The organism is Corynebacterium auris, from assembly GCF_030408575.1.
GTDB classification, from domain to species: Bacteria; Actinomycetota; Actinomycetes; order Mycobacteriales; family Mycobacteriaceae; genus Corynebacterium; species Corynebacterium auris.
In genome coordinates this window covers 2,317,681-2,335,356 of the sequence record NZ_CP047047.1, presented here as the reverse complement: position 1 = coordinate 2,335,356, position 17,676 = coordinate 2,317,681, and the positions used below count along the sequence as shown (strand labels likewise).

The window sequence follows — 17,676 nt, the reverse complement described above, 5'->3', positions numbered from 1 at the left end:
CGTTTTGCCGAAACGGGGTCATGGGCTAGATATGGTGAGTGACCTCCTTGACGGGTGGGCTCCTTTTCGCCCTCGCACTGCTTACCGCCACGGGTCCGCTCGGCATCGACATGTACCTGCCGGGCCTGCCCGCCCTTGCAGACGACCTCGGTACCACCCCGGCGATGGCGCAGCTGACCATTACGGGGTTCATGGTCGGCATGGCGGTGGGCAACCTCTTCTTCGGCGCGGTCTCCGATTCCACCGGGCGCCGCCGCCCCATCCTCATCGGTTCCGCGGCCTTCTTCCTCGCCTCGGTGCTGTGCGCGCTCGCTCCCTCGATCGAGGCGCTCATCGCCGGGCGCGTGGCCCAGGGGCTGGCGGGCGGCGCGGCCATGGTGGTCGCGCGCGCGATCATCCCGGACGTGGCGGCCGGCAGGCAAGCCGCGCGGGCCTTCTCCGGGCTCATGGCCATCACCGGCTTCGTCCCCGCCATCGCGCCCGTCCTCGGCGGGATGCTGTTGCCCGCCTTCGGCTGGCGCGGCGTCTTCTGGACCCTCGCCACCATCAACGTCGCCCAGTTCCTCGTCGCCGCGTTCGCCCTCGGGGAAACGCTGCCTGCTTCTCGACGCTCCGACCGCGCGCTCCGGGGTCTTCTCCCCCGCATCGCCCGCTGCCTGCGCCGCCCCGCCTTCGTCGGCTACATGCTGGCCTCCGGCCTGGGCTTCGGCTCGCTGTTTTCCTACATCGCCGCCTCCCCGCTCGTCCTGCAGTCCCAGCTCGGGGCCTCCCCCACCCTCTACGCCGTGATCTTCGGCTCCATGGCCCTGTTACTGCCCGCCTCCAACGCGGCGAACATGCGGGTGGTCACCCGCGTCCACCCGCGCACCCTGCTGCGCGGCGCGCTGGCGGTGAACCTGGCCACGGGCGCCGCCCTGTTCGCCCTCGCTCAGGCCGCGCCGACGCTTCCGGCGACCGTGACGCTTCTGACTGTGCTCTTGCTGACCTCCGGTTTCACCATGGCCAACGCCACCGCGCTCGGGGTGGAGGTGGTTCGCGATATCGGCACCGGTTCCGGCAGCGGCGCGATGGGCTTTTTCCAGTTCCTGGTCTCCGCCGGGACCGCCCCGCTCGCGGCGTTGGGGGCGAACCACCTGCAGACGGTGGCGCTTTCCGTCATGGCCTGCGAGGGGCTGGCGCTGGCCGCGGTCGTGGTGTTGACCAGGCCCTAAAGCTCGGGCAGCGCGTCACCCTCCGCCGGGTAGGAGGTCTGCGCCCCGCGCCGGGTGGCGGCGAAGGCGCCGACCCGGGCGGCGAAGCGCGCGGCGGGGATCAGCGCGTCCCCCTCGGCGAGGCGGTACACCAGCGCGCCGACGAAGGCGTCCCCGGCGCCGGTGGAGTCGACGGCGTCGACGAGCGCGGGCGGGATCACCTCGACGCGCGCGCCCTCGGCGACGACGGCCCCGCGCGCGCCGCGCGTGATCACCACGGAGTGGAAGCCGAGCTCGATGAGTAGCGCGGCCATCCGCTCCTCCGAGGCGACGGGGGCGGTGCCGAGCATCTTCAGGACCAGGCCCGCCTCGTGCTCGTTGACCACCAGGGGGTCGGCGGCGAACAGGTCGCCGAGGGGCACCGGCACCACGGGGGCCAGGTTGACCACCACGCGCCCGGTGGCTGCGCGCACTGCCGCGGAGAATCCGGAGGCCGGGATCTCCCCCTGCAGCAGGACGATGCCGGCGCCGGAGATGGCCTCGGCGGCGGCCGACACGCGCGCGGCGTCGACGGAGGCGTTTGCGCCGGGCACCACGATGATGGTGTTCTCCCCGTCCGCGGACACGGTGATCACCGCCAGGCCGGTCGCGCCGGGCTCGACAGCGACGTCGCTGAGGTCCACCCCGGTGCTGCGCAGGTGCTCGAGCGCGGCTTCGGCGTAGGCGTCCTCGCCCACGGCGCCGACCATGCGCACGTCCGCGCCAAGGCGGGCGGCGGCGACGGCCTGGTTCGCGCCCTTGCCCCCGGCGGAAACGCCCCCGTCCGAGCCGATCAGGGTCTCACCCGGCTCGGGGTGGCGCTGGACCAGCACGAACAGGTCCGCGTTGATGGAGCCGACGACGGCGATGGCACTCATGGCACCCACGTTAGATGATGCGCCGCTCGCGGGCCTTATCGACGGCCGCCGTCCTGTTATCCACGCCGAGCTTGCTGTAGATGTGGATCAGGTGCGTCTTCACGGTCGCCTCCGAGATGAACAGCTGGGCGGCGATCTCCCGGTTGGACGCACCGGTCTGCAGCGCCTGGAGGATCTCGATCTCGCGGGAGGACAGCGCCTCGTCGGGGCGCATGACGCGTTCGGCGAGAACGCCCGCGACCTGGGGCGACAGGACGCGCTCGCGGCGGGATGCGGACACGACGGCGTCGTGAAGCTCCTGCTCTGGGGCGTCCTTGAGCAGGTAGCCGAGCGCGCCCGCCTCGACGGCGGCGACGACGTCGGCCTGCGTGTCGTAGGTGGTGAGGATGAGCACTGGCGGCCCGCTCGCGGCGACGAGGCGGCGCGTGACCTCGATGCCGTCCGCGCCGGGCATCTGGATGTCGGTGACCACGACGTCGACCCCACCCGGCACCTCCACGTCCCCGGAGGCGCCCTCGGCGACGACTTCGATGTCGCCGAAGGAATCGAGCACGGCGCGCAGGCCGGCGCGGACGACGGGGTGGTCGTCGAGAAGCATGACGCGAATCATCTAGCGCTCCTTCAGCGGAATCGTCGCGGCGAGCACGTTGCCCTCCACGGTGAGTTCGCCGCCGGCTTCCTCGACGCGCGCCCGCAGGCCTTTCAGGCCGAAGCCCTCGGGCCCGGCGATGCCGCGACCGTTGTCGAAGACGTCGACGGTGACAACGTCACCCAGCATATCCACGGTGACCACGGCCTCGGTGGCGTTCGCGTGCTGCACCACGTTGCTCAAACCTTCGCGCACGACGCGCTCGCTAATCGACGCCCCCGGCTCCCCCACATCCACCGCGCTAACGCGCACGCGAAGCGGCGCCCCGAGGGCGCGCTGGCGCTCCTCCGCGGCGCGCGCCAGCCGCTCGATCCGTTGTGGCAAAGGCTCGCGCGGGCCCGCGTTGACCGCGACGAAGCGGCGCGCCTCCGCGAGGTTGTCCGCGGCGACCTGGCGGATGGTGTCCAGGGTGCGCCGCGCGCCCTCGTCCGTGATCTGCTTGTCCAGCGCCCGGCCGAGCAGGACGATCGAACTCAACCCCTGCGCCATCGTGTCGTGGACCTCGCGCGACAGGCGTGCGCGCTCCTGGTTGACGCCCGCCTCGTGCTCCGCGGCGGCGAGCTCCAGCTGCGCAGCCTGGAGCTCGTGCACGAGCTCCTTGTAGTGCTCAACCTCGGCACGCAAGGCCTTGTAGGACAGGACGATGAGGATGGCCAGAAGGGTGCCGATGGTTGGGCCGATCACTCCCCCGACGCCACTCATTGGGTAGGTGATCGAGACCGTGAACGCCAGGACCGCCGCCGACACGAGAATGCCGGCCGCGAGGGGCAGAAGATAGATAGCGATGATGACCAGGGGGAACTCCAGCCACACAAAGGCCGGGGAGGCTAGAGCCAGCGCCACCCACAGCGCGCACACCACCGCCAGCCAGGCCCAGGAGGCGGGTTTGGTGTACGGGCGGTTCTCGTTGTGCCACACCGTGCCCGCCAGGTACACCGCAGAGAAGACGCCGGCGAGGACCACCAGCCAGGGCGAGCGCCACGCGGTGGCCAGCCCCACCACGAGCAGAACCGCGACGAGCACGTGCAGGCTCACGCGGAGGAAGACGAGGATGCGGCTGGTGTGGGTCATAGTTTCTCAACGTAGCCGGGTTATGCGGTGGGGTGTGTGGCGCCTATCAAGGCCCGCGCCTATGCAAGAACGAGTGGGGTTACCGTCGTTTGGTGGGCACCTGATGTGTACGGATTGCGTGTCCGTAGGAGAGGGTGTTCATTGTGAGTCAATCGCGAAAGAAGTTCACACCCGCGTACCGGCGTGAGGCTGCGAATCTCGTGGTCGAGTCGGATCTCCCAATCGCGCATGTAGCCGGGGAAATTGGTGTCAGCCCAGGCCTTTTGGGCGCGTGGGTCAAAAAGAGAGTGTCCGTTTGTTTGTGTGCGGGGGCTTGGTTTACAAGTAGTTGGCGAACCGGTCTGGGTAGGCCACGGATAGTTGGTTGATGGCTTGTTTCCACCCTGAGGTTTTCGCCCCTTCAATATAGCCGTTGCAGTCGATTGCCCGCTTCGCTTTTTTCGCGCGTTGGGCGGCGCGTTTGTCCTCGATGTTGCAGACCATCAACCACAGCGTCTTCAACGCCGCAGCATCCGTGGGGAATTGGCCACGGTTGCGGGTCGCTTTCCGCAGCTCAGCGTTAAGCGACTCGATGGCATTGGTGGTGTAGAGCACCCGGCGAGCTGCAGGCGGGAACTGCAGAAACGGTATAAACCTCTCCCACGCATCACGCCAGACCTTCACCGACTGGGGGTACTTCCGCCCCAGTTCCGAGGCTTCGAAGGCATCGAGGGCGGCGCAAGCGGCGTCCTCGTTCGGTGCGGTGTAGACCTGCCGCAGCGCGCTGGATACAGATTTGCGGTCCTTATAGGACACCCACCTGTTGGCGGCCCGGATCAGGTGCACGATGCAGGTTTGTACCATCGAGTTCGGCCAGGTCGCTTCCACGGCCTCAGGCAGGCCTTTGAGCCCGTCGCAGCAGACGATGAACACGTCATTGACTCCACGGTTCGCCAGGTCCGCGCACACGGATGCCCAGAATGCAGCCCCTTCATTGTCGGCGATCCATAGTCCCAGGATGTGTTTGGTCCCGTCGATGTCGATGCCAACAGCCATGTAGCAGGCTTTATTGACCACCCGGTGACCGTCGCGGATTTTCACCCGCAGCGCGTCGAGGAAAATGACCGGGTAGAACTCATCGAGCTGACGGTTTTGCCACACCATCACCTCATCGAGGACCGCATCGGTGATGGTACTGATGGTATCCGGGCTGATGTCCACCCCCAGGGTCGATGCCAGGTGGTGCTGGATATCGCGTACCGTCATTCCGCCGGCGTAGAGCGAGACGATCATGTCATCGAGCTCTGTCAGCCGGCGTGCCCCTTTCGGCACCATGACCGGGTGAAACGTGCCCGCTCTATCCCGAGGCACTGTGATGTCCACCGGGCCGTAGCCGGTGCCCACAGTTTTGGTGTACGACCCGTTGCGGTGATTGTCACCGTTTGAGGGGCTTACCTGGGCTTTGGCCGCGCGATCTGAGTGCCCGTACCCCAAATGGGCGTCCATCTCCGCCTGCAGACCCGCGTTGATCGAGGCTTGCAATAGACCTTTGACCAGGTCGCTGGCATCGTCGACGGAGGTTGATAGCTCGCCGATCAGTGCGGCGATTTCCGGGTTTTCCATCAGCTTCGCGCTGATCTCGTTGACCCTGCTCGGGTCATGGCCTTTCTTCGGTGACACGGTAGTCATTATCAGTGAAACTCCTTCTGGATCAGAGCCTCACACACAAACTTCCTGACACCCTCGTCAAAAACGAACGCGAGCGACGAGGCTCATCCGACGGGATGAGCGAGGCTGATCTCCGCGCTGAGATTACCCGCCTGCGTCGTGAGTTGGCCTAAGCGAAGATCGATAATGAGTTCCTGTCAAAAGCAGCCGCCTTCTTCGCCGCGAAGCACCACGAACGGAAAAGCTCGAACTGACACAGGCAAAGCGCGAACTATCGCTGCTGTTCGCGTAGTACTCGTGCAGGGTGGCCTTCCCTCTCGTCTGATCGGACAGCTTGATGTTGTCATGTGGTGTCTTCTCGCGCCCTTTTTTCGGAATCGTAGACGGCGCGCTCATCAACCAATCGGTTGACCCGAGGTTCAACCTCCCGCCCGATGTGCCAAACCCCTGCTCAGGCCCACAATTGGGGCATGTTCGTAGGAATCAGAGAAATCACGTCCGCCAAGGGCCGCTTCAGCCTGATCGTGGGCGTCGTCGGGCTGATCACTCTGCTAGTCGTCATGCTGACGGGACTGACCGCAGGCCTGGGTAAGCAAAACACGTCCGCGCTCGAGGCGCTCAACCCCGCCTCGGTGACATTCGCGGATATGGAGGAGCCCTCGTACACGACCTCGCGCGTCGAAAAGCGCCCCGGGGCGATCGCGCTGGGCACGGGCGAGACGCTCATGCAGCACGCCGACGGCTCCGAGGAGTCCGTCGCCATCCTCGGCCTTCCCGAGGGCACGACGCTTCCCGACGGCCAGACCCTCGGCGCCGAGGCCATCGCCTCGAACGGCCTTGACCCCGCGGAGGGGGAGACGGTGCAGCTAGGTGGGGCGTCGATTAGCGTGGGCTCGCTGAGCGAGGACCTCTACTACTCGCACTCACCCGTCCTGTGGGTGCCCACCGCGACGTGGCAGGAGGCGATGCACACAGACGCCGACGGAACGGTGCTGCTCAACAGCGACGACGACGGCATGACGCTCCCCCAGTCCTTCACGGCGCTTCCGGCGTACGGCTCGGAGCAGGGCTCCTTGCTCATGATCCAGGGCTTCCTCTACGCCATCGCCGCGCTGGTTACGGTCGCCTTCTTGACCGTGTGGACCATTCAGCGCACCCGCGACCTGGCCATCTTGAAGGCCATCGGCGCGTCGAACTCCTACCTGCGCAAGGACGCCCTCGGCCAGGCCGGACTGATCCTCGCGGCCGGCGTCGTTGCCGGTACGGCCATCGCGTACGGGCTCGGCCAGGCGGCGGCGAACGTCGTTCCCTTCGAGCTCAGCGTGCTCTCCATCGTCGGCCCGCCGCTGGCCCTGTGGGCCCTCGGCATGGTCGGCGCGTGGCTGGCCACCCGCTCCATCACGAAAATTGAACCGCAGCTCGCACTCGGAGGTATCGCCTAAATGCTCACCATGAACAACGTCACCGTCACCTTCCAGGACGGCCGGGAGCGCCTCACCGCCTTGGACTCCATCTCCTTTGCAGCCACCCCCGGCCACCTCACCTTCATCGTCGGCGAGTCCGGCTCCGGCAAGTCCACCCTCCTCTCGGCGGCGGCCGGACTGCTCACCCCCGACGCGGGCGAGGTACTCGTGGACGGCGCCCCGGTCAGCGACGCGGTGCGTCTGGAGAAGATCGGCATGATTTTCCAGCAGGCCAACCTCATCGGGGCGCTCAACGTGCGCGACCAGCTGCTGGTCACCGACCACATCCGCGGGATCACACCCCGCCGGGAGCGCGCCGACGAGCTGCTCGCCGCCGTCGGCCTCGAGGGTCTTGGCGGCAGGAAAATGCAGCAGCTTTCCGGCGGGCAGCGCCAGCGCGTCGGCATCGCCCGTGCGCTCATGGGCGAGCCCGCGCTCATTCTTGCCGACGAGCCCACCGCCGCCCTCGACAGCGAGCGCAGCCACGAGATCGTGTCCCTGCTGCGCACTCTCGTCACCGAGGGCGACATCGCCTGTGCCTTTGTTACCCACGACCGTTCCCTCATTTCAGACGGCGACGAGGTTGTCGAGGTCAGGGACGGCCGCGTGCGCGAGGCGGCCCCGGCGCGGGTTGGCTAATCGACGGCAGCGACCGGCCGCTCCGGCCGGGCAGCGGGGGCGTCGTGGTTGGCCACCGCCACGCCGCGGCGCAGCAGCTCGGGGATGAGCCCCTCGCCCACGTGGTACGTCTCCTCCAGGTTGGGGTAGCCGGAGAGGATGAAGTGCTCGAAGCCCGCGCCGGCGTACTCCTGGACCAGATCGGCGACCTCGCTGTGCGAGCCCACCAGCGCGGTGCCGGCGCCGCCGCGCACGAGGCCGACCCCGGACCACAGGTTGGGGTAGATCTCGAAGTCACGCTCCGAGGCGCCCGCGGTGAAGGCGGCGCCTCGGCCGTGCAGCTCCGCCATGCGGCGCTGCCCCTCGGAGGCGGAGCGCGCCAGCCCCGCCTGGGCCTTCGCTACCTGCTCCGGGGAGATGTCAGCGAGGAGGGTACGGGCCACCCCCCACGCTTCTTCGGAGGTGTCGCGCGTGATGATGTGAAAGCGGATACCGGAGGAGACGCGGCGGGCGCGTTCGGCGGCAAGCGTGCTGATCCACTCGATCTTCCTCTGCGCCTGGGCCGGAGGCTCGCCCCAGGTGAGGTAGATGTCTGCGAAGCGGGAAGCAACCTCGCCGGCGGGCGCGGAGGAGCCACCGAACATCACCGTCGGCGCTACCTCCGGCGGGCGCGGCAAGCTGGCGTTCTCGACGCGCAGGTGCTCGCCGTCGAGGGACACTGTCTCGCCGCGCCACAGGGAGGTAACAATGTCGAGGAACTCGGCGCAGCGGGCGTAGCGCTCCTCCTTGGTCAGGAAATCGCCGTAGGCGCGCTGCTCGGAGTCTTCGCCGCCGGTGACGACGTTGATGAGGAGGCGGTTGCGGGACAGCTTCTGAAAGGTGGTCGCCATCTGCGCGGAGAGCGTCGGGCCGATCTGGCCGGGGCGCAGCGCGATGAGGAATTTGAGGCGCTCTGTGGCGTCGATAAGCGATGCCCCCGCAAGCCAGGCGTCTTCGCACTCGCGGCCGGTGGGGATGAGCATGGATTCAAAGCCGTTCTGCTCGGCGGCGAGCGCGGTTTGCGTCAGGTAGCTGAGGCTGAGTGGGCGGGGGGTGCCGGAGGCGGCGGCGCCGTGGCCGCCGCCGACGATCGTGCGGGCGTCGCCTGCGGTGGGGAGGAACCAGTGGAATGTGAGAGCCATGCGCCTTACCTAAGCAGACAGAACTGTCCAACCTCAACCGCTCTATGCACGGCGAATTAAATACGGTCACCAGCGCGAAGGTGAAGAGAGGGACCGATCGGTCTACCGCAGCAACGGACGCGACCACAGCGTAAGCACCGCGCCCGCCCCGAGCGCGAGGGCGGCCGTGGCGAGCAGCGTGCCGGGCAGGAAACCCGCGTCGACGGTCAGCGCCCCGAGCGCCGAGCCCGAGGCGATGCCCACCTGGAACGTGACCACGTAGATCGCCGAGGCGCGGTCCTGGTTCTCGCGGCCCGCGAAGAGGAACAGCGTGGTCGCCGACGTCGGCTGTGCCCCCGCGCCCGTGCCAATCGCCGCCACGAGCAGGAACACCAGCACTAGGGCGGCGACCCCCTGCGCCGCGAGCGCGCCCAACCCCGCGGCCGCCGCCAGCAGCAGCAACACCTGGGCGAGCCCGTTCATCCGCAGCATGCGCTTGTCCACACGCCGCCCGGCCACCACCACACCCACAACGCCGAACAGCCCGTAGAGCGACAGCCCCGGGGCGACCAGCTCGGGCGCGGTGACGCGCTCGATGATGAGGCCCAGGTAGGTGTAGGTGACAAACACCGAAGTGACCGCGAGCAGAAGGAACACGATGAGGGAGGGCAACGCGGAGCGGGCCCGGGCCTCCTCGTCGCCCGCCTGTGCCCGCACCGCCGGCATCGGCGGCAGCGTGGCCAACAGCACCACGACCGACAGGGCCACGCCCGCCCCGATCGCCCACGTGGCCGCCCGCCAGCCGACGGTGCCGCCGAGGAACGTGGCCAGAGGAGAGCCCGCCACGAGTGCCATCGTCGAGCCCATGGATACCACCGCGACGGCCTTGCCCGTGCGCCCCGGCCCGGCGAGGCGCGCCGCCATGGGGTTGACCAGGGACCAGAAAACGCCGTGCGTGAGCGCGGCGGTGACGCGGGCGGCCGCGAGCATCGCGTAGTTGAGCGCGGTGGCCTGCAGGACCACGCCCGCGGCGAGGAAGAAGAGGGTGGCTATGTAGACGGGGCGCCGGTCGAGGTGGCTCGTCCAGGAGATCAGCGGGATGGTGACCACGGCCACCACCCCCGCGTACACCGTCATGAGCAGCCCGATGCTGCCCTCCGTGACCCCCAGGTCCGCGGCCATCGGGGTGATGAGGCCGACGACGAACATCTCGTAGGTGACGTAGACGAAGGCGGCGAAGCCCATCGCCGCGAGCGGCAGGAGGGGGAATTTGTCGGTGGTGGGCACAGGCACAAAATAGACCTCCGGGGCAGTGGGCGCGAACGGCGCCGAACCTGCGAACAAGCTGGGCGTGTGTGATAGTGTGCCTTATCATTCAACGCAACCTCGGAAATACTGCACGCCATGCCCTACACCCCGCCTGACTGGACCTCACGCAACGGCAGGTCCTACCGCACGATCACCCAGTTCGATCGCCGCCACCTTGGCGTCCTGGTTCTCCTCATTACGCTGTGCGGCGTCCTCGTCGTGGCGGTGCGTTCGCTGCCGCGCTCCACGGTGAAGGCGGCTCGCAAGGTCGCCGGCGCAGTCCTCGGCGCCTGCTCCCTCGTCTACTACTTGTGGGTGCTGTCCCCCTCGCGCATCGTGTGGGACGAGACAGCTCCCTTCCACATCACCGACATCCTGCGCGTGATCACGCCGCTCGCCCTGGCCACGGGCGCCCCGACCGCCACCGCGTTGTCCTACTACTGGGGCTTTCTGCTCAACCCCATGGCGCTGCTGTTCCCGGACATGGCCTACGTGCTTGACCGGCCGCAGCTGCAGGAGCTCGCCTACTGGTTCTTCCACTCCGCCGCCCTCGTGGTGCCCACCGTGCTCACCTTCGCTCTCGGGTACCGCCCCACGTGGCGCGACTTCCGCGTGACCACGGCCATCACGCTCGCCTGGGCTGCCTTTGCCACCCAGGTCAACCGCCTCACCGGCGGCAACTACGTCTTCCTTTCCGGCTACCCGCGCGGCTGGTCCATCCTGCAGCTCATGGGGCGCTGGCCCTACTACATCCCCGTCGCCGCGGTCGGCGTTATCGGCGGGTGGGCGATCATGACCTGGCTGTGGCCGCACAACCGGCGCCGGAGAGGAGCGCGGTAGCGGAGCGAACGTGCGCTGCGATGGCGCTGGCCGAGGTGGGGGCCTCGCCGTAGGGCGTCGCGGCCGCCAGCTTGGCCGCCGCCGCGTGGACCTGCACGGCGTGGAGCAGGCCTTCGCCGCGCGCCATCCGGGCACCCGCAACACCGGCCAGGACGTCGCCCGAGCCGGGGGTGGCCGCCCATGAATTGCCCGCCTCAACGATGGAGCACTCCCCACCGTTGGGCTCCGCGATGATGGTGGAGCGCCCCTTCCGCACAACGGTGCAGCCCAGGCGATCGGCGAGCTCGCGGGCCGAGGTGAGGCGGTCTTTGTCCTCCAGGCCCACCGCCGAGGCGAGGCGCTTCGCTTCGCCGTCGTGGGGCGTGACCACCGCGGGGCCGCGCCGCTCGCGCAGCGCGTGGCGGAGGTGCTCGTGCTCGGCCAGGAGGGTCAGGCCGTCGGCGTCGATAAGCACGGGCTCCTCGCGCGCCAGCAGCGACGCGAGCTCGCGGGCGGCGGCGTCGTCGGTGCCGGCGCCGGGGCCGTACACCCACGCCTGGACGCGGCCGGTCTGCTCCAGAGTCGGCGCCGCGACGACCTCGGGGTGCGCGCGCACGACCTCTATGGCCTGCGGTCCCGCGTAGCGGACCATCGCGGAGGTCGCCGCGACCGCGCCCGCCACGCAGAGGATTGCCGCGCCGGGGTAGGTGCTGCTACCGGCGCGGATGCCCACCACGCCGCCGGAGTACTTGTCATCGCGCGCGCCGGGCTCGAGGGAAGGCCCCGAAAGCGGCCCGAGGGGCACCAGGCCGTCCGGCCAAGAGCGCTGCGGGCAGGTGGCGCGCGCGACCGTCACACCCGCCACGGAGCGCAGCTCGCGCGATAGTCCGCCGATGTCGGCCACGACAGGCGTGCCGCACTCGGGGGCGAGCGCGTGGGCGAGCCGCCAACCGCCGAAGGTCACGGTGACGTCGGCCACGACGTGCACGTCGGCGGCCTCACCCGTATCCGCGTCGATCCCGCTGGGAACGTCGATGGCGAGCACCTGGCGCGCCGCCGTAAGGGTCCGCTCCAGCTCGGCGGGCAGGCTCCCGGAGCCGCCGAGGCCGACCACCCCGTCGACGAGCAAATCGTAAAGATCGTTCGGCGGGGCCGAAAGAACCCGGCCCCCGGCGTTGCGCAACGCCTCGAGGGCGGGGGAATGGGCGGTGCCGAACACGCACCACGCGTCGACGCGGTGCCCGGCGAGGGCAAGTTCGGCGCCCGCGTAGAGCGCGTCTGCGCCGTTGCCGCCCTTGCCCACCAGCAGAAGCACCCGCGAGGGTGCGCCGAGCATCGCCTCGGCGGTGCGGAAGGCGGCGTGCGCCGCCTGCTTCATCAGTTCATCCGGCGCGGATTGCGCGCTGATCAGAGGTTTTTCCGCCGCGCGGATCTGTTCTGCGGTGTAGGCCGTGTGGAACATGCCGCCATGCTACTGGCAGCCCGGGCACCAGAACAGGTTGCGCCCCTCCACCTTTTTCACTGCGATCGGCGTGGAGCAGACAAGGCAGGGCTCGCCGGCGCGGCGGTAAACGTAGACCTCGCCGCCGTGATCGTCCGCCCGCGGGGCGCGCCCCATCGCCTCTGGCGAGTGCTCGGGGCGCACGGTGTCTATGCGTCCGTGCTCTACCCCGTAGTGCATGAGTGCGACAAGGTCTGCCCAGAGCGCATCGAATTCCTCCCGAGCGAGGTCACGGCCCGGAAGAAAGGGTGAGATACCAAGGCGAAAAAGGGGCTCGGCGCGGTAGATGTTTCCCACCCCGGCGAAAAGCTTCTGGTCCATCATCAGCGAGCCGATGGAACGCCGGGAAGCGTGAACCCGCTCCCACAGCGCGTCCGGGTCGGCGTCCTCGCGCAGCGGGTCTTCGCCGGCGGTATCCAGAATTTCCTGCTGCTCCACGGGGGAGACGTAGCGGCAGGTCTGGGGGCCGCGCAGGTTCGCAGCCTGCTCGGCGGAGACTAGGCGCAGCCGGATCTGGCCCCGCACCTCGGCGGGTGGCTCGAAGCGCAGCGAGCCGATGAGGCCGAGGTGGATGTGGACGGTGTGACCGGAGGAAAACGCCATGAAAAGGTGTTTGCCGAAGGCCTCGGCCCGGAGCAGGAGGGAGGCGTCGATAGGCGAGGCCTCGAAGCGGCCCTGGGGCGAGGAGGCCTCCAAGGGGGCGCCGCGGAAGTGCGCGTTGAGGTGGTGGGCAAGCCGGTGTAGAACGTGGCCTTCGGGCATGCCCCCACCTTAAGGGCGCTAGTCGTGGTCGATGGGCTCCGGGGTGACCACGATGCCGTCCGCGTCCGCGTACAGGAAGTGGCCGGGGTGGAACTCCACGCCGCCGATGACCACGCGCGAGTTGACGGAGCCGACGCCGTCCTTGGAGGACTTGCGCGGGTTGGTGCCCAGCGCCTTGCAGCCGATCTGCATGGTCGCCACCGCGGCGGAGTCGCGGATCGCGCCGTTGATGACCACGCCGGCCCAGCCGTTGTCCACGCCCGCCTGCGCGATCTTGTCACCCATCAGGGCCGTGTGCACGCTGCCGTGGCCGTCGACGACCAAGACCTTGCCCCGGCCGGGGGAGTTGAGGGTCTTTTTCACCAGGCCGTTGTCCTCGAAGCAGGTGATGGTGACAATCTCCCCGCAAAACGAGGTGAGGCCGCCGAAGTTGATGAATTGGGTGTCGCAGCTGGCCAGCTGCTCCTGGTCGCCGTAGAGGTCGGCGATGTCTGCTGTTGCTATGCAGGATGGCATGGATTTCTCCTCGTTCTCAGGGGGCGTCTACGCAAAAAGGGGAAACCCTGCGGTTTCCCCTCACGCGCGGTGAACGCTTAGAACCGCTTAGAACTGCGACTCCTCGGTGGAGCCCTTCAGCGCTGCGGTGGAGGTGTTCGGGTCGACGGTGGTGGCGATGGTGTCGAAGTAGCCGGCACCGACCTCGCGCTGGTGCTTGACGGCGGTGAAGCCGCGCTCCTCGGCGGCCTTGAACTCGCGGTTCTGCAGGTCCACGAAGGCGCTCATGCCGTCGCGGGCGTAGCCGTGAGCCAGGTCGAACATGCTGTAGTTGAGGGCGTGGAAGCCGGCCAGGGTGATGAACTGGAAGGTGAAGCCCATGGCGCCGAGCTCCTTCTGGAACTTGGCGATCTCCTCCGGCGACAGGTGCTTGGACCAGTTGAAGGAGGGGGAGCAGTTGTAGGCGAGCAGCTGGTCCGGGAACTCGGCCTTGACGGACTCGGCGAACTTCTTGGCCACCTCGAGGTCCGGGGTGCCGGTCTCCATCCAGATCAGGTCCGCGTACGGGGCGTAGGACTTCGCGCGCGCAATGGAGGGCTCGATGCCGTTCTTGACGTAGTAGTAGCCCTCGGCGGACTTCTCGCCGGTGAGGAACTGCTGGTCGCGCTCGTCGACGTCGGAGGTGATGAGCGTGGCGGCCTCGGCGTCGGTGCGGGCGATGACGACGGTCGGGGTGTTGGCGACGTCGGCAGCCAGGCGGGCCGAGGTGAGGGTGCGGATGTGCTGCTGCGTCGGGATGAGCACCTTGCCGCCGAGGTGGCCGCACTTCTTCTCGGAGGCCAGCTGGTCCTCCCAGTGGGTGCCGGCGGCGCCGGCGGCGATCATCGCCTTCTGCAGCTCGTAGACGTTCAGCGCGCCACCGAAGCCGGCCTCGCCGTCAGCGACGATCGGAACGACCCAGTTGTCCACGGAGGTGTCGCCCTCGACGCGGGCGATCTCGTCGGCGCGCAGCAGCGCGTTGTTGATGCGGCGGACGACGTTCGGGACGGAGTTCGCCGGGTAGAGGGACTGGTCCGGGTAGGTGTGGCCCGCCAGGTTGGCGTCGCCGGCAACCTGCCAACCGGAGAGGTAGACGGCCTTCAGGCCGCCGCGCACCTGCTGCACAGCCTGGTTGCCGGTCAGGGCGCCGAGGGCGTGGATGTAGGAGCCGTCGCCCTTGGTCACGCCGTCCCAGAGGATCTCGGCGCCGCGCTTGGCCAGGGTGTGCTCCTCGACCACGGTGCCCTGCAGCTTCTCAACCTGCTCGGCGGTGTAGTCGCGCTGGATGCCCTTCCAGCGCGGGTTCTCGTCCCAGTCCTTCTGGATCTCCGCTGCGGTACGTGCCTTACCGGTGTTGGTCGTCATAGTGAAGTAGCCCCTTTCGCTGGACTGCCGTGCCTGTCTGCACTCAGGCCCATCAATGTGAAGTGCGCCACGAAGAATTGGCGTTGCCAGCCAGTATTGCGATTTTCGCCACATGAGTCAATACCTCGGCATTGTTAGGTTTCGCATGGGGGGATGCGGCTGTGGTGCTAATTTTGCGAACCTAACTCGCGCTTCCAGGAGGGGCCCTCCCGCGCTCGCGCAGCTCGGGGCACCTTTGGGCCGACCCTAAGGGGGGTTCAAGCGGGGGGAGAAAAGCGGCGACCGGGGCGCGCCGGATGTTGCCAGCGGGGGTAGGAGACGGGTTGTCATTGGAAAATCCGTTTACTTTGGTGACGTCCATCACTAGCCTCAATCAAGTAAGTCCAGATAACACAACCGGGCGCTAAGCGACGGCCCGCACCCTGACCGCACAGACAGAAAGGACCCCGTCCCATGACCACTGACCGTTTCGAAGTCTCCGACGACCGCACGGAACGCGTCGAGGTGGCGGGCCTTCAGGTGGCCCGCCCGCTGCACGACTTCGTGGCCGACGAGCTGCTCCCCGAAATCGGCATCGCCGCCGACGAGTTCTGGGACAAGGCGGCGTCCTACTTCGCCGACCTCACCCCGAAGAACAAGGCCCTGCTCGAGCGCCGCGACGAGCTGCAGAGCCAGCTCGACGACTACTACCGCGCCACCCCGGGCAAGCCCGACCCGGCAGAGCACGAAAAGTTTCTCCGGGCAATCGGCTACCTGGTGGACCAGCCGCGCGGGGAGAAGATCCGCACCGAAAACGTCGACGCGGAGTTCGCTGAGGTCGCCGGCCCGCAGCTCGTCGTTCCCATCACCAATGCCCGCTTTGCCATCAACGCGGCCAACGCCCGCTACGGGTCGCTGTACGACGCCCTCTACGGCACCGACGTCATTTCCGAGGAAGGCGGCGCCGAACCCGGCACGAGCTACAACCCCGTCCGCGGCGACAAGGTGATCGCCTGGGCGCGCGAGTTCCTCGACCGCGCCGTTCCGCTCGAGGGGGCGCGCCACGCGGACGTCGAGAAGTACTCGGTGAGTGGGGGGACCTTCGCCGCCACCGTCGACGGCGAGGAGCGCGGCCTCGCGCAGCCCGAGGTCTACGTGGGCTACCAGGGCTCGGAGGACGCCCCGGAGGGAATCGTGCTGCGCCACAACGGGCTGCACATCATCATCCAGATCGACGCCGAGCACCCGGTGGGCAAGACGGACAAAGCGCACGTCAAGGACGTCCTGCTCGAGGCGGCCGTCAGCTCCATCATGGACTTCGAGGACTCCGCCGCGGCCGTCGACGGCGCCGACAAGGCGGCCGCCTACGCCACCTGGTTCGGGCTGAACAGGGGCGATATCTCGGAGACGGTGTCCAAGGGCGGAAAGACCTTCGAGCGCACCCAGGCCGACGACCTCACCTACACCGCCGCCGACGGCAGCGGCGAGGTTCGCCTGCACGGGCGCGCCATGATGCTGTGCCGCAACGTTGGCCACCTCATGACCACCCCGGCCATCCTCGTCGACGGCGAGGAGGTGCCCGAGGGCCTCCTCGACGGCCTGCTCACCGTCGCCGCCGCCATCCCCGGCCTGCGCGAGGACAACCCGCACCGCAACTCCCGCACGGGCTCGATGTACATCGTCAAGCCCAAGCAGCACGGCCCGGACGAGGTTGCCTTCACCAACGAGATCTTCGACCGCGTCGAGGAGATCCTCGGCCTGCCCAAGTACACCGTCAAGGTCGGCGTGATGGACGAGGAGCGCCGCACCTCCGTCAACCTCGACGCCTGCATCGCGAACGCCGCCGACCGCCTCGTGTTCATCAACACCGGCTTCCTCGACCGCACCGGCGACGAGATCCACACCTCCATGTACGCCGGGCCCTTCGTGCGCAAGGCTGACCTGCAGACCGCCCCGTGGAAGCAGGCCTACGAGGACAACAACGTCGACGCCGGCATCGAGCACGGCCTGCCCGGCCGCGCCCAGATCGGCAAGGGCATGTGGGCCGAGACCGAGCACATGGCCGCGATGATCGAAAAGAAGATCGGCCAGCCCAGGGAGGGCGCCAACACCGCGTGGGTGCCTTCGCCGACCGGCGCGACCCTGCACGCCATCCATTACCACGAGGTCGACGTCCAGGCCGTCCAGGAGGAGCTGCGCTCCGCCGGGCGCCGCGAGTGCCTCACTGACCTGCTCACCGTCCCCGTCGCCGCCGGCGACAACTGGTCCGAGGAGGAAAAGCGCGAGGAGGTGGACAACAACTGTCAGTCCATCCTGGGCTACGTCATCCGCTGGGTTGAGCAGGGCGTTGGCTGCTCCAAGGTGCCCGATATCCACGACGTCGACCTCATGGAGGACCGCGCCACCTTGCGCATCTCCTCGCAGCTTCTGGCCAACTGGATCACCCACGGCGTGGTCACCGAGGAGCAGGTGCTCGAGTCCCTGAAGCGCATGGCCAAGGTGGTGGACAAGCAGAACGAGGGCGACGCCAACTACCTGCCCATGGCCGCCGACTATGACGCCTCCATCGGCTTCCAGGCGGCGAAGGATCTCATCTTCGAGGGCACCCGCTCACCCGCCGGCTACACCGAGCCGATCCTGCACGCCCGCCGCCGCGAGTTCAAGCAGGCCCACGCCCTGTAGCGGTGCGGCGC

Annotated in this window: 16 protein-coding genes; 6 read left to right on the top strand and 10 right to left on the bottom strand. The window is 68.3% G+C overall.

Annotated elements, in window-relative coordinates:
- Nucleotides 1-38 precede the first annotated feature (38 nt).
- The gene (locus CAURIS_RS11075) at nucleotides 39-1,211 is read left to right on the top strand and encodes a multidrug effflux MFS transporter (protein WP_290342124.1); all 1,173 of its coding nucleotides are present in this window, start codon (nucleotides 39-41) and stop codon (nucleotides 1,209-1,211) included.
- On the opposite strand, the gene CAURIS_RS11070 is transcribed toward CAURIS_RS11075, so the two are convergent.
- The 3 genes from CAURIS_RS11070 to CAURIS_RS11060 are packed head-to-tail and all read right to left on the bottom strand — an operon-like array spanning nucleotide 1,208 to nucleotide 3,827.
- A complete protein-coding gene (locus CAURIS_RS11070; RefSeq protein WP_290342123.1) occupies nucleotides 1,208-2,107 on the bottom strand; it encodes a ribokinase in 900 nt (299 codons plus the stop codon). The two genes, CAURIS_RS11075 and CAURIS_RS11070, sit on opposite strands and share 4 nt — an antisense overlap.
- 10 nt (nucleotides 2,108-2,117) lie before the next feature.
- On the bottom strand, nucleotides 2,118-2,717 hold the full coding sequence (locus CAURIS_RS11065) for a response regulator (RefSeq protein WP_290342122.1): 600 nt from the start codon (nucleotides 2,715-2,717) through the stop codon (nucleotides 2,118-2,120).
- Nucleotides 2,718-3,827 (bottom strand): sensor histidine kinase, encoded by a 1,110-nt coding sequence (locus tag CAURIS_RS11060; protein ID WP_290342121.1) that lies wholly within the window; start codon nucleotides 3,825-3,827, stop codon nucleotides 2,718-2,720.
- Between the two features lie 134 nt (nucleotides 3,828-3,961).
- Between CAURIS_RS11060 and CAURIS_RS11665 the strand changes: the two genes are divergently transcribed.
- Nucleotides 3,962-4,195, top strand: a complete 234-nt coding sequence (locus CAURIS_RS11665; RefSeq protein ID WP_353959237.1) for a transposase — start codon at nucleotides 3,962-3,964, stop codon at nucleotides 4,193-4,195.
- On the opposite strand, the gene CAURIS_RS11055 is transcribed toward CAURIS_RS11665, so the two are convergent.
- On the bottom strand, nucleotides 4,146-5,495 hold the full coding sequence (locus CAURIS_RS11055; RefSeq protein ID WP_290342120.1) for an IS256 family transposase: 1,350 nt from the start codon (nucleotides 5,493-5,495) through the stop codon (nucleotides 4,146-4,148). The genes CAURIS_RS11665 and CAURIS_RS11055 overlap by 50 nt on opposite strands.
- A gap of 449 nt (nucleotides 5,496-5,944) precedes the next feature.
- Between CAURIS_RS11055 and CAURIS_RS11050 the strand changes: the two genes are divergently transcribed.
- The gene (locus CAURIS_RS11050) at nucleotides 5,945-6,916 is read left to right on the top strand and encodes an ABC transporter permease (RefSeq protein ID WP_290342119.1); all 972 of its coding nucleotides are present in this window, start codon (nucleotides 5,945-5,947) and stop codon (nucleotides 6,914-6,916) included.
- Nucleotides 6,917-7,576 carry an ABC transporter ATP-binding protein gene (locus CAURIS_RS11045; protein ID WP_290342118.1) on the top strand — a complete coding sequence of 220 codons (660 nt, stop codon included), beginning with the start codon at nucleotides 6,917-6,919 and terminating at the stop codon, nucleotides 7,574-7,576.
- On the opposite strand, the gene CAURIS_RS11040 is transcribed toward CAURIS_RS11045, so the two are convergent.
- Both CAURIS_RS11040 and CAURIS_RS11035 read right to left on the bottom strand, forming a co-directional pair.
- Nucleotides 7,573-8,736 (bottom strand): LLM class flavin-dependent oxidoreductase, encoded by a 1,164-nt coding sequence (locus CAURIS_RS11040; RefSeq protein ID WP_290342117.1) that lies wholly within the window; start codon nucleotides 8,734-8,736, stop codon nucleotides 7,573-7,575. The genes CAURIS_RS11045 and CAURIS_RS11040 overlap by 4 nt on opposite strands.
- A gap of 102 nt (nucleotides 8,737-8,838) precedes the next feature.
- On the bottom strand, nucleotides 8,839-9,960 hold the full coding sequence (locus CAURIS_RS11035; protein ID WP_290343390.1) for an MFS transporter: 1,122 nt from the start codon (nucleotides 9,958-9,960) through the stop codon (nucleotides 8,839-8,841).
- A 159-nt stretch (nucleotides 9,961-10,119) separates the two neighbouring features.
- Here CAURIS_RS11035 and CAURIS_RS11030 point away from each other — a divergent pair, with 159 nt between their 5' ends.
- Nucleotides 10,120-10,863, top strand: coding sequence for a YwaF family protein (locus CAURIS_RS11030; RefSeq protein ID WP_290342116.1), 744 nt, complete (start codon nucleotides 10,120-10,122; stop codon nucleotides 10,861-10,863).
- On the opposite strand, the gene CAURIS_RS11025 is transcribed toward CAURIS_RS11030, so the two are convergent.
- From CAURIS_RS11025 to aceA, 4 genes are all read right to left on the bottom strand, one after another.
- Nucleotides 10,814-12,304 carry a bifunctional ADP-dependent NAD(P)H-hydrate dehydratase/NAD(P)H-hydrate epimerase gene (locus CAURIS_RS11025; protein ID WP_290342115.1) on the bottom strand — a complete coding sequence of 497 codons (1,491 nt, stop codon included), beginning with the start codon at nucleotides 12,302-12,304 and terminating at the stop codon, nucleotides 10,814-10,816. The genes CAURIS_RS11030 and CAURIS_RS11025 overlap by 50 nt on opposite strands.
- Before the next feature lie 9 nt (nucleotides 12,305-12,313).
- Entirely contained in the window at nucleotides 12,314-13,105 is a 792-nt protein-coding gene (locus CAURIS_RS11020; RefSeq protein WP_290342114.1) for an Fpg/Nei family DNA glycosylase, read from the bottom strand.
- Nucleotides 13,106-13,123: 18 nt separating this feature from the next.
- Nucleotides 13,124-13,621, bottom strand: coding sequence for a ribonuclease E activity regulator RraA (gene rraA, locus CAURIS_RS11015; protein WP_290342113.1), 498 nt, complete (start codon nucleotides 13,619-13,621; stop codon nucleotides 13,124-13,126).
- 87 nt (nucleotides 13,622-13,708) lie between these two features.
- A complete protein-coding gene (gene aceA, locus CAURIS_RS11010) occupies nucleotides 13,709-15,004 on the bottom strand; it encodes an isocitrate lyase (protein WP_290342112.1) in 1,296 nt (431 codons plus the stop codon).
- A 453-nt stretch (nucleotides 15,005-15,457) separates the two neighbouring features.
- Between aceA and CAURIS_RS11005 the strand changes: the two genes are divergently transcribed.
- The gene (locus tag CAURIS_RS11005; protein ID WP_290342111.1) at nucleotides 15,458-17,665 is read left to right on the top strand and encodes a malate synthase G; all 2,208 of its coding nucleotides are present in this window, start codon (nucleotides 15,458-15,460) and stop codon (nucleotides 17,663-17,665) included.
- Nucleotides 17,666-17,676: the final 11 nt, after the last annotated feature.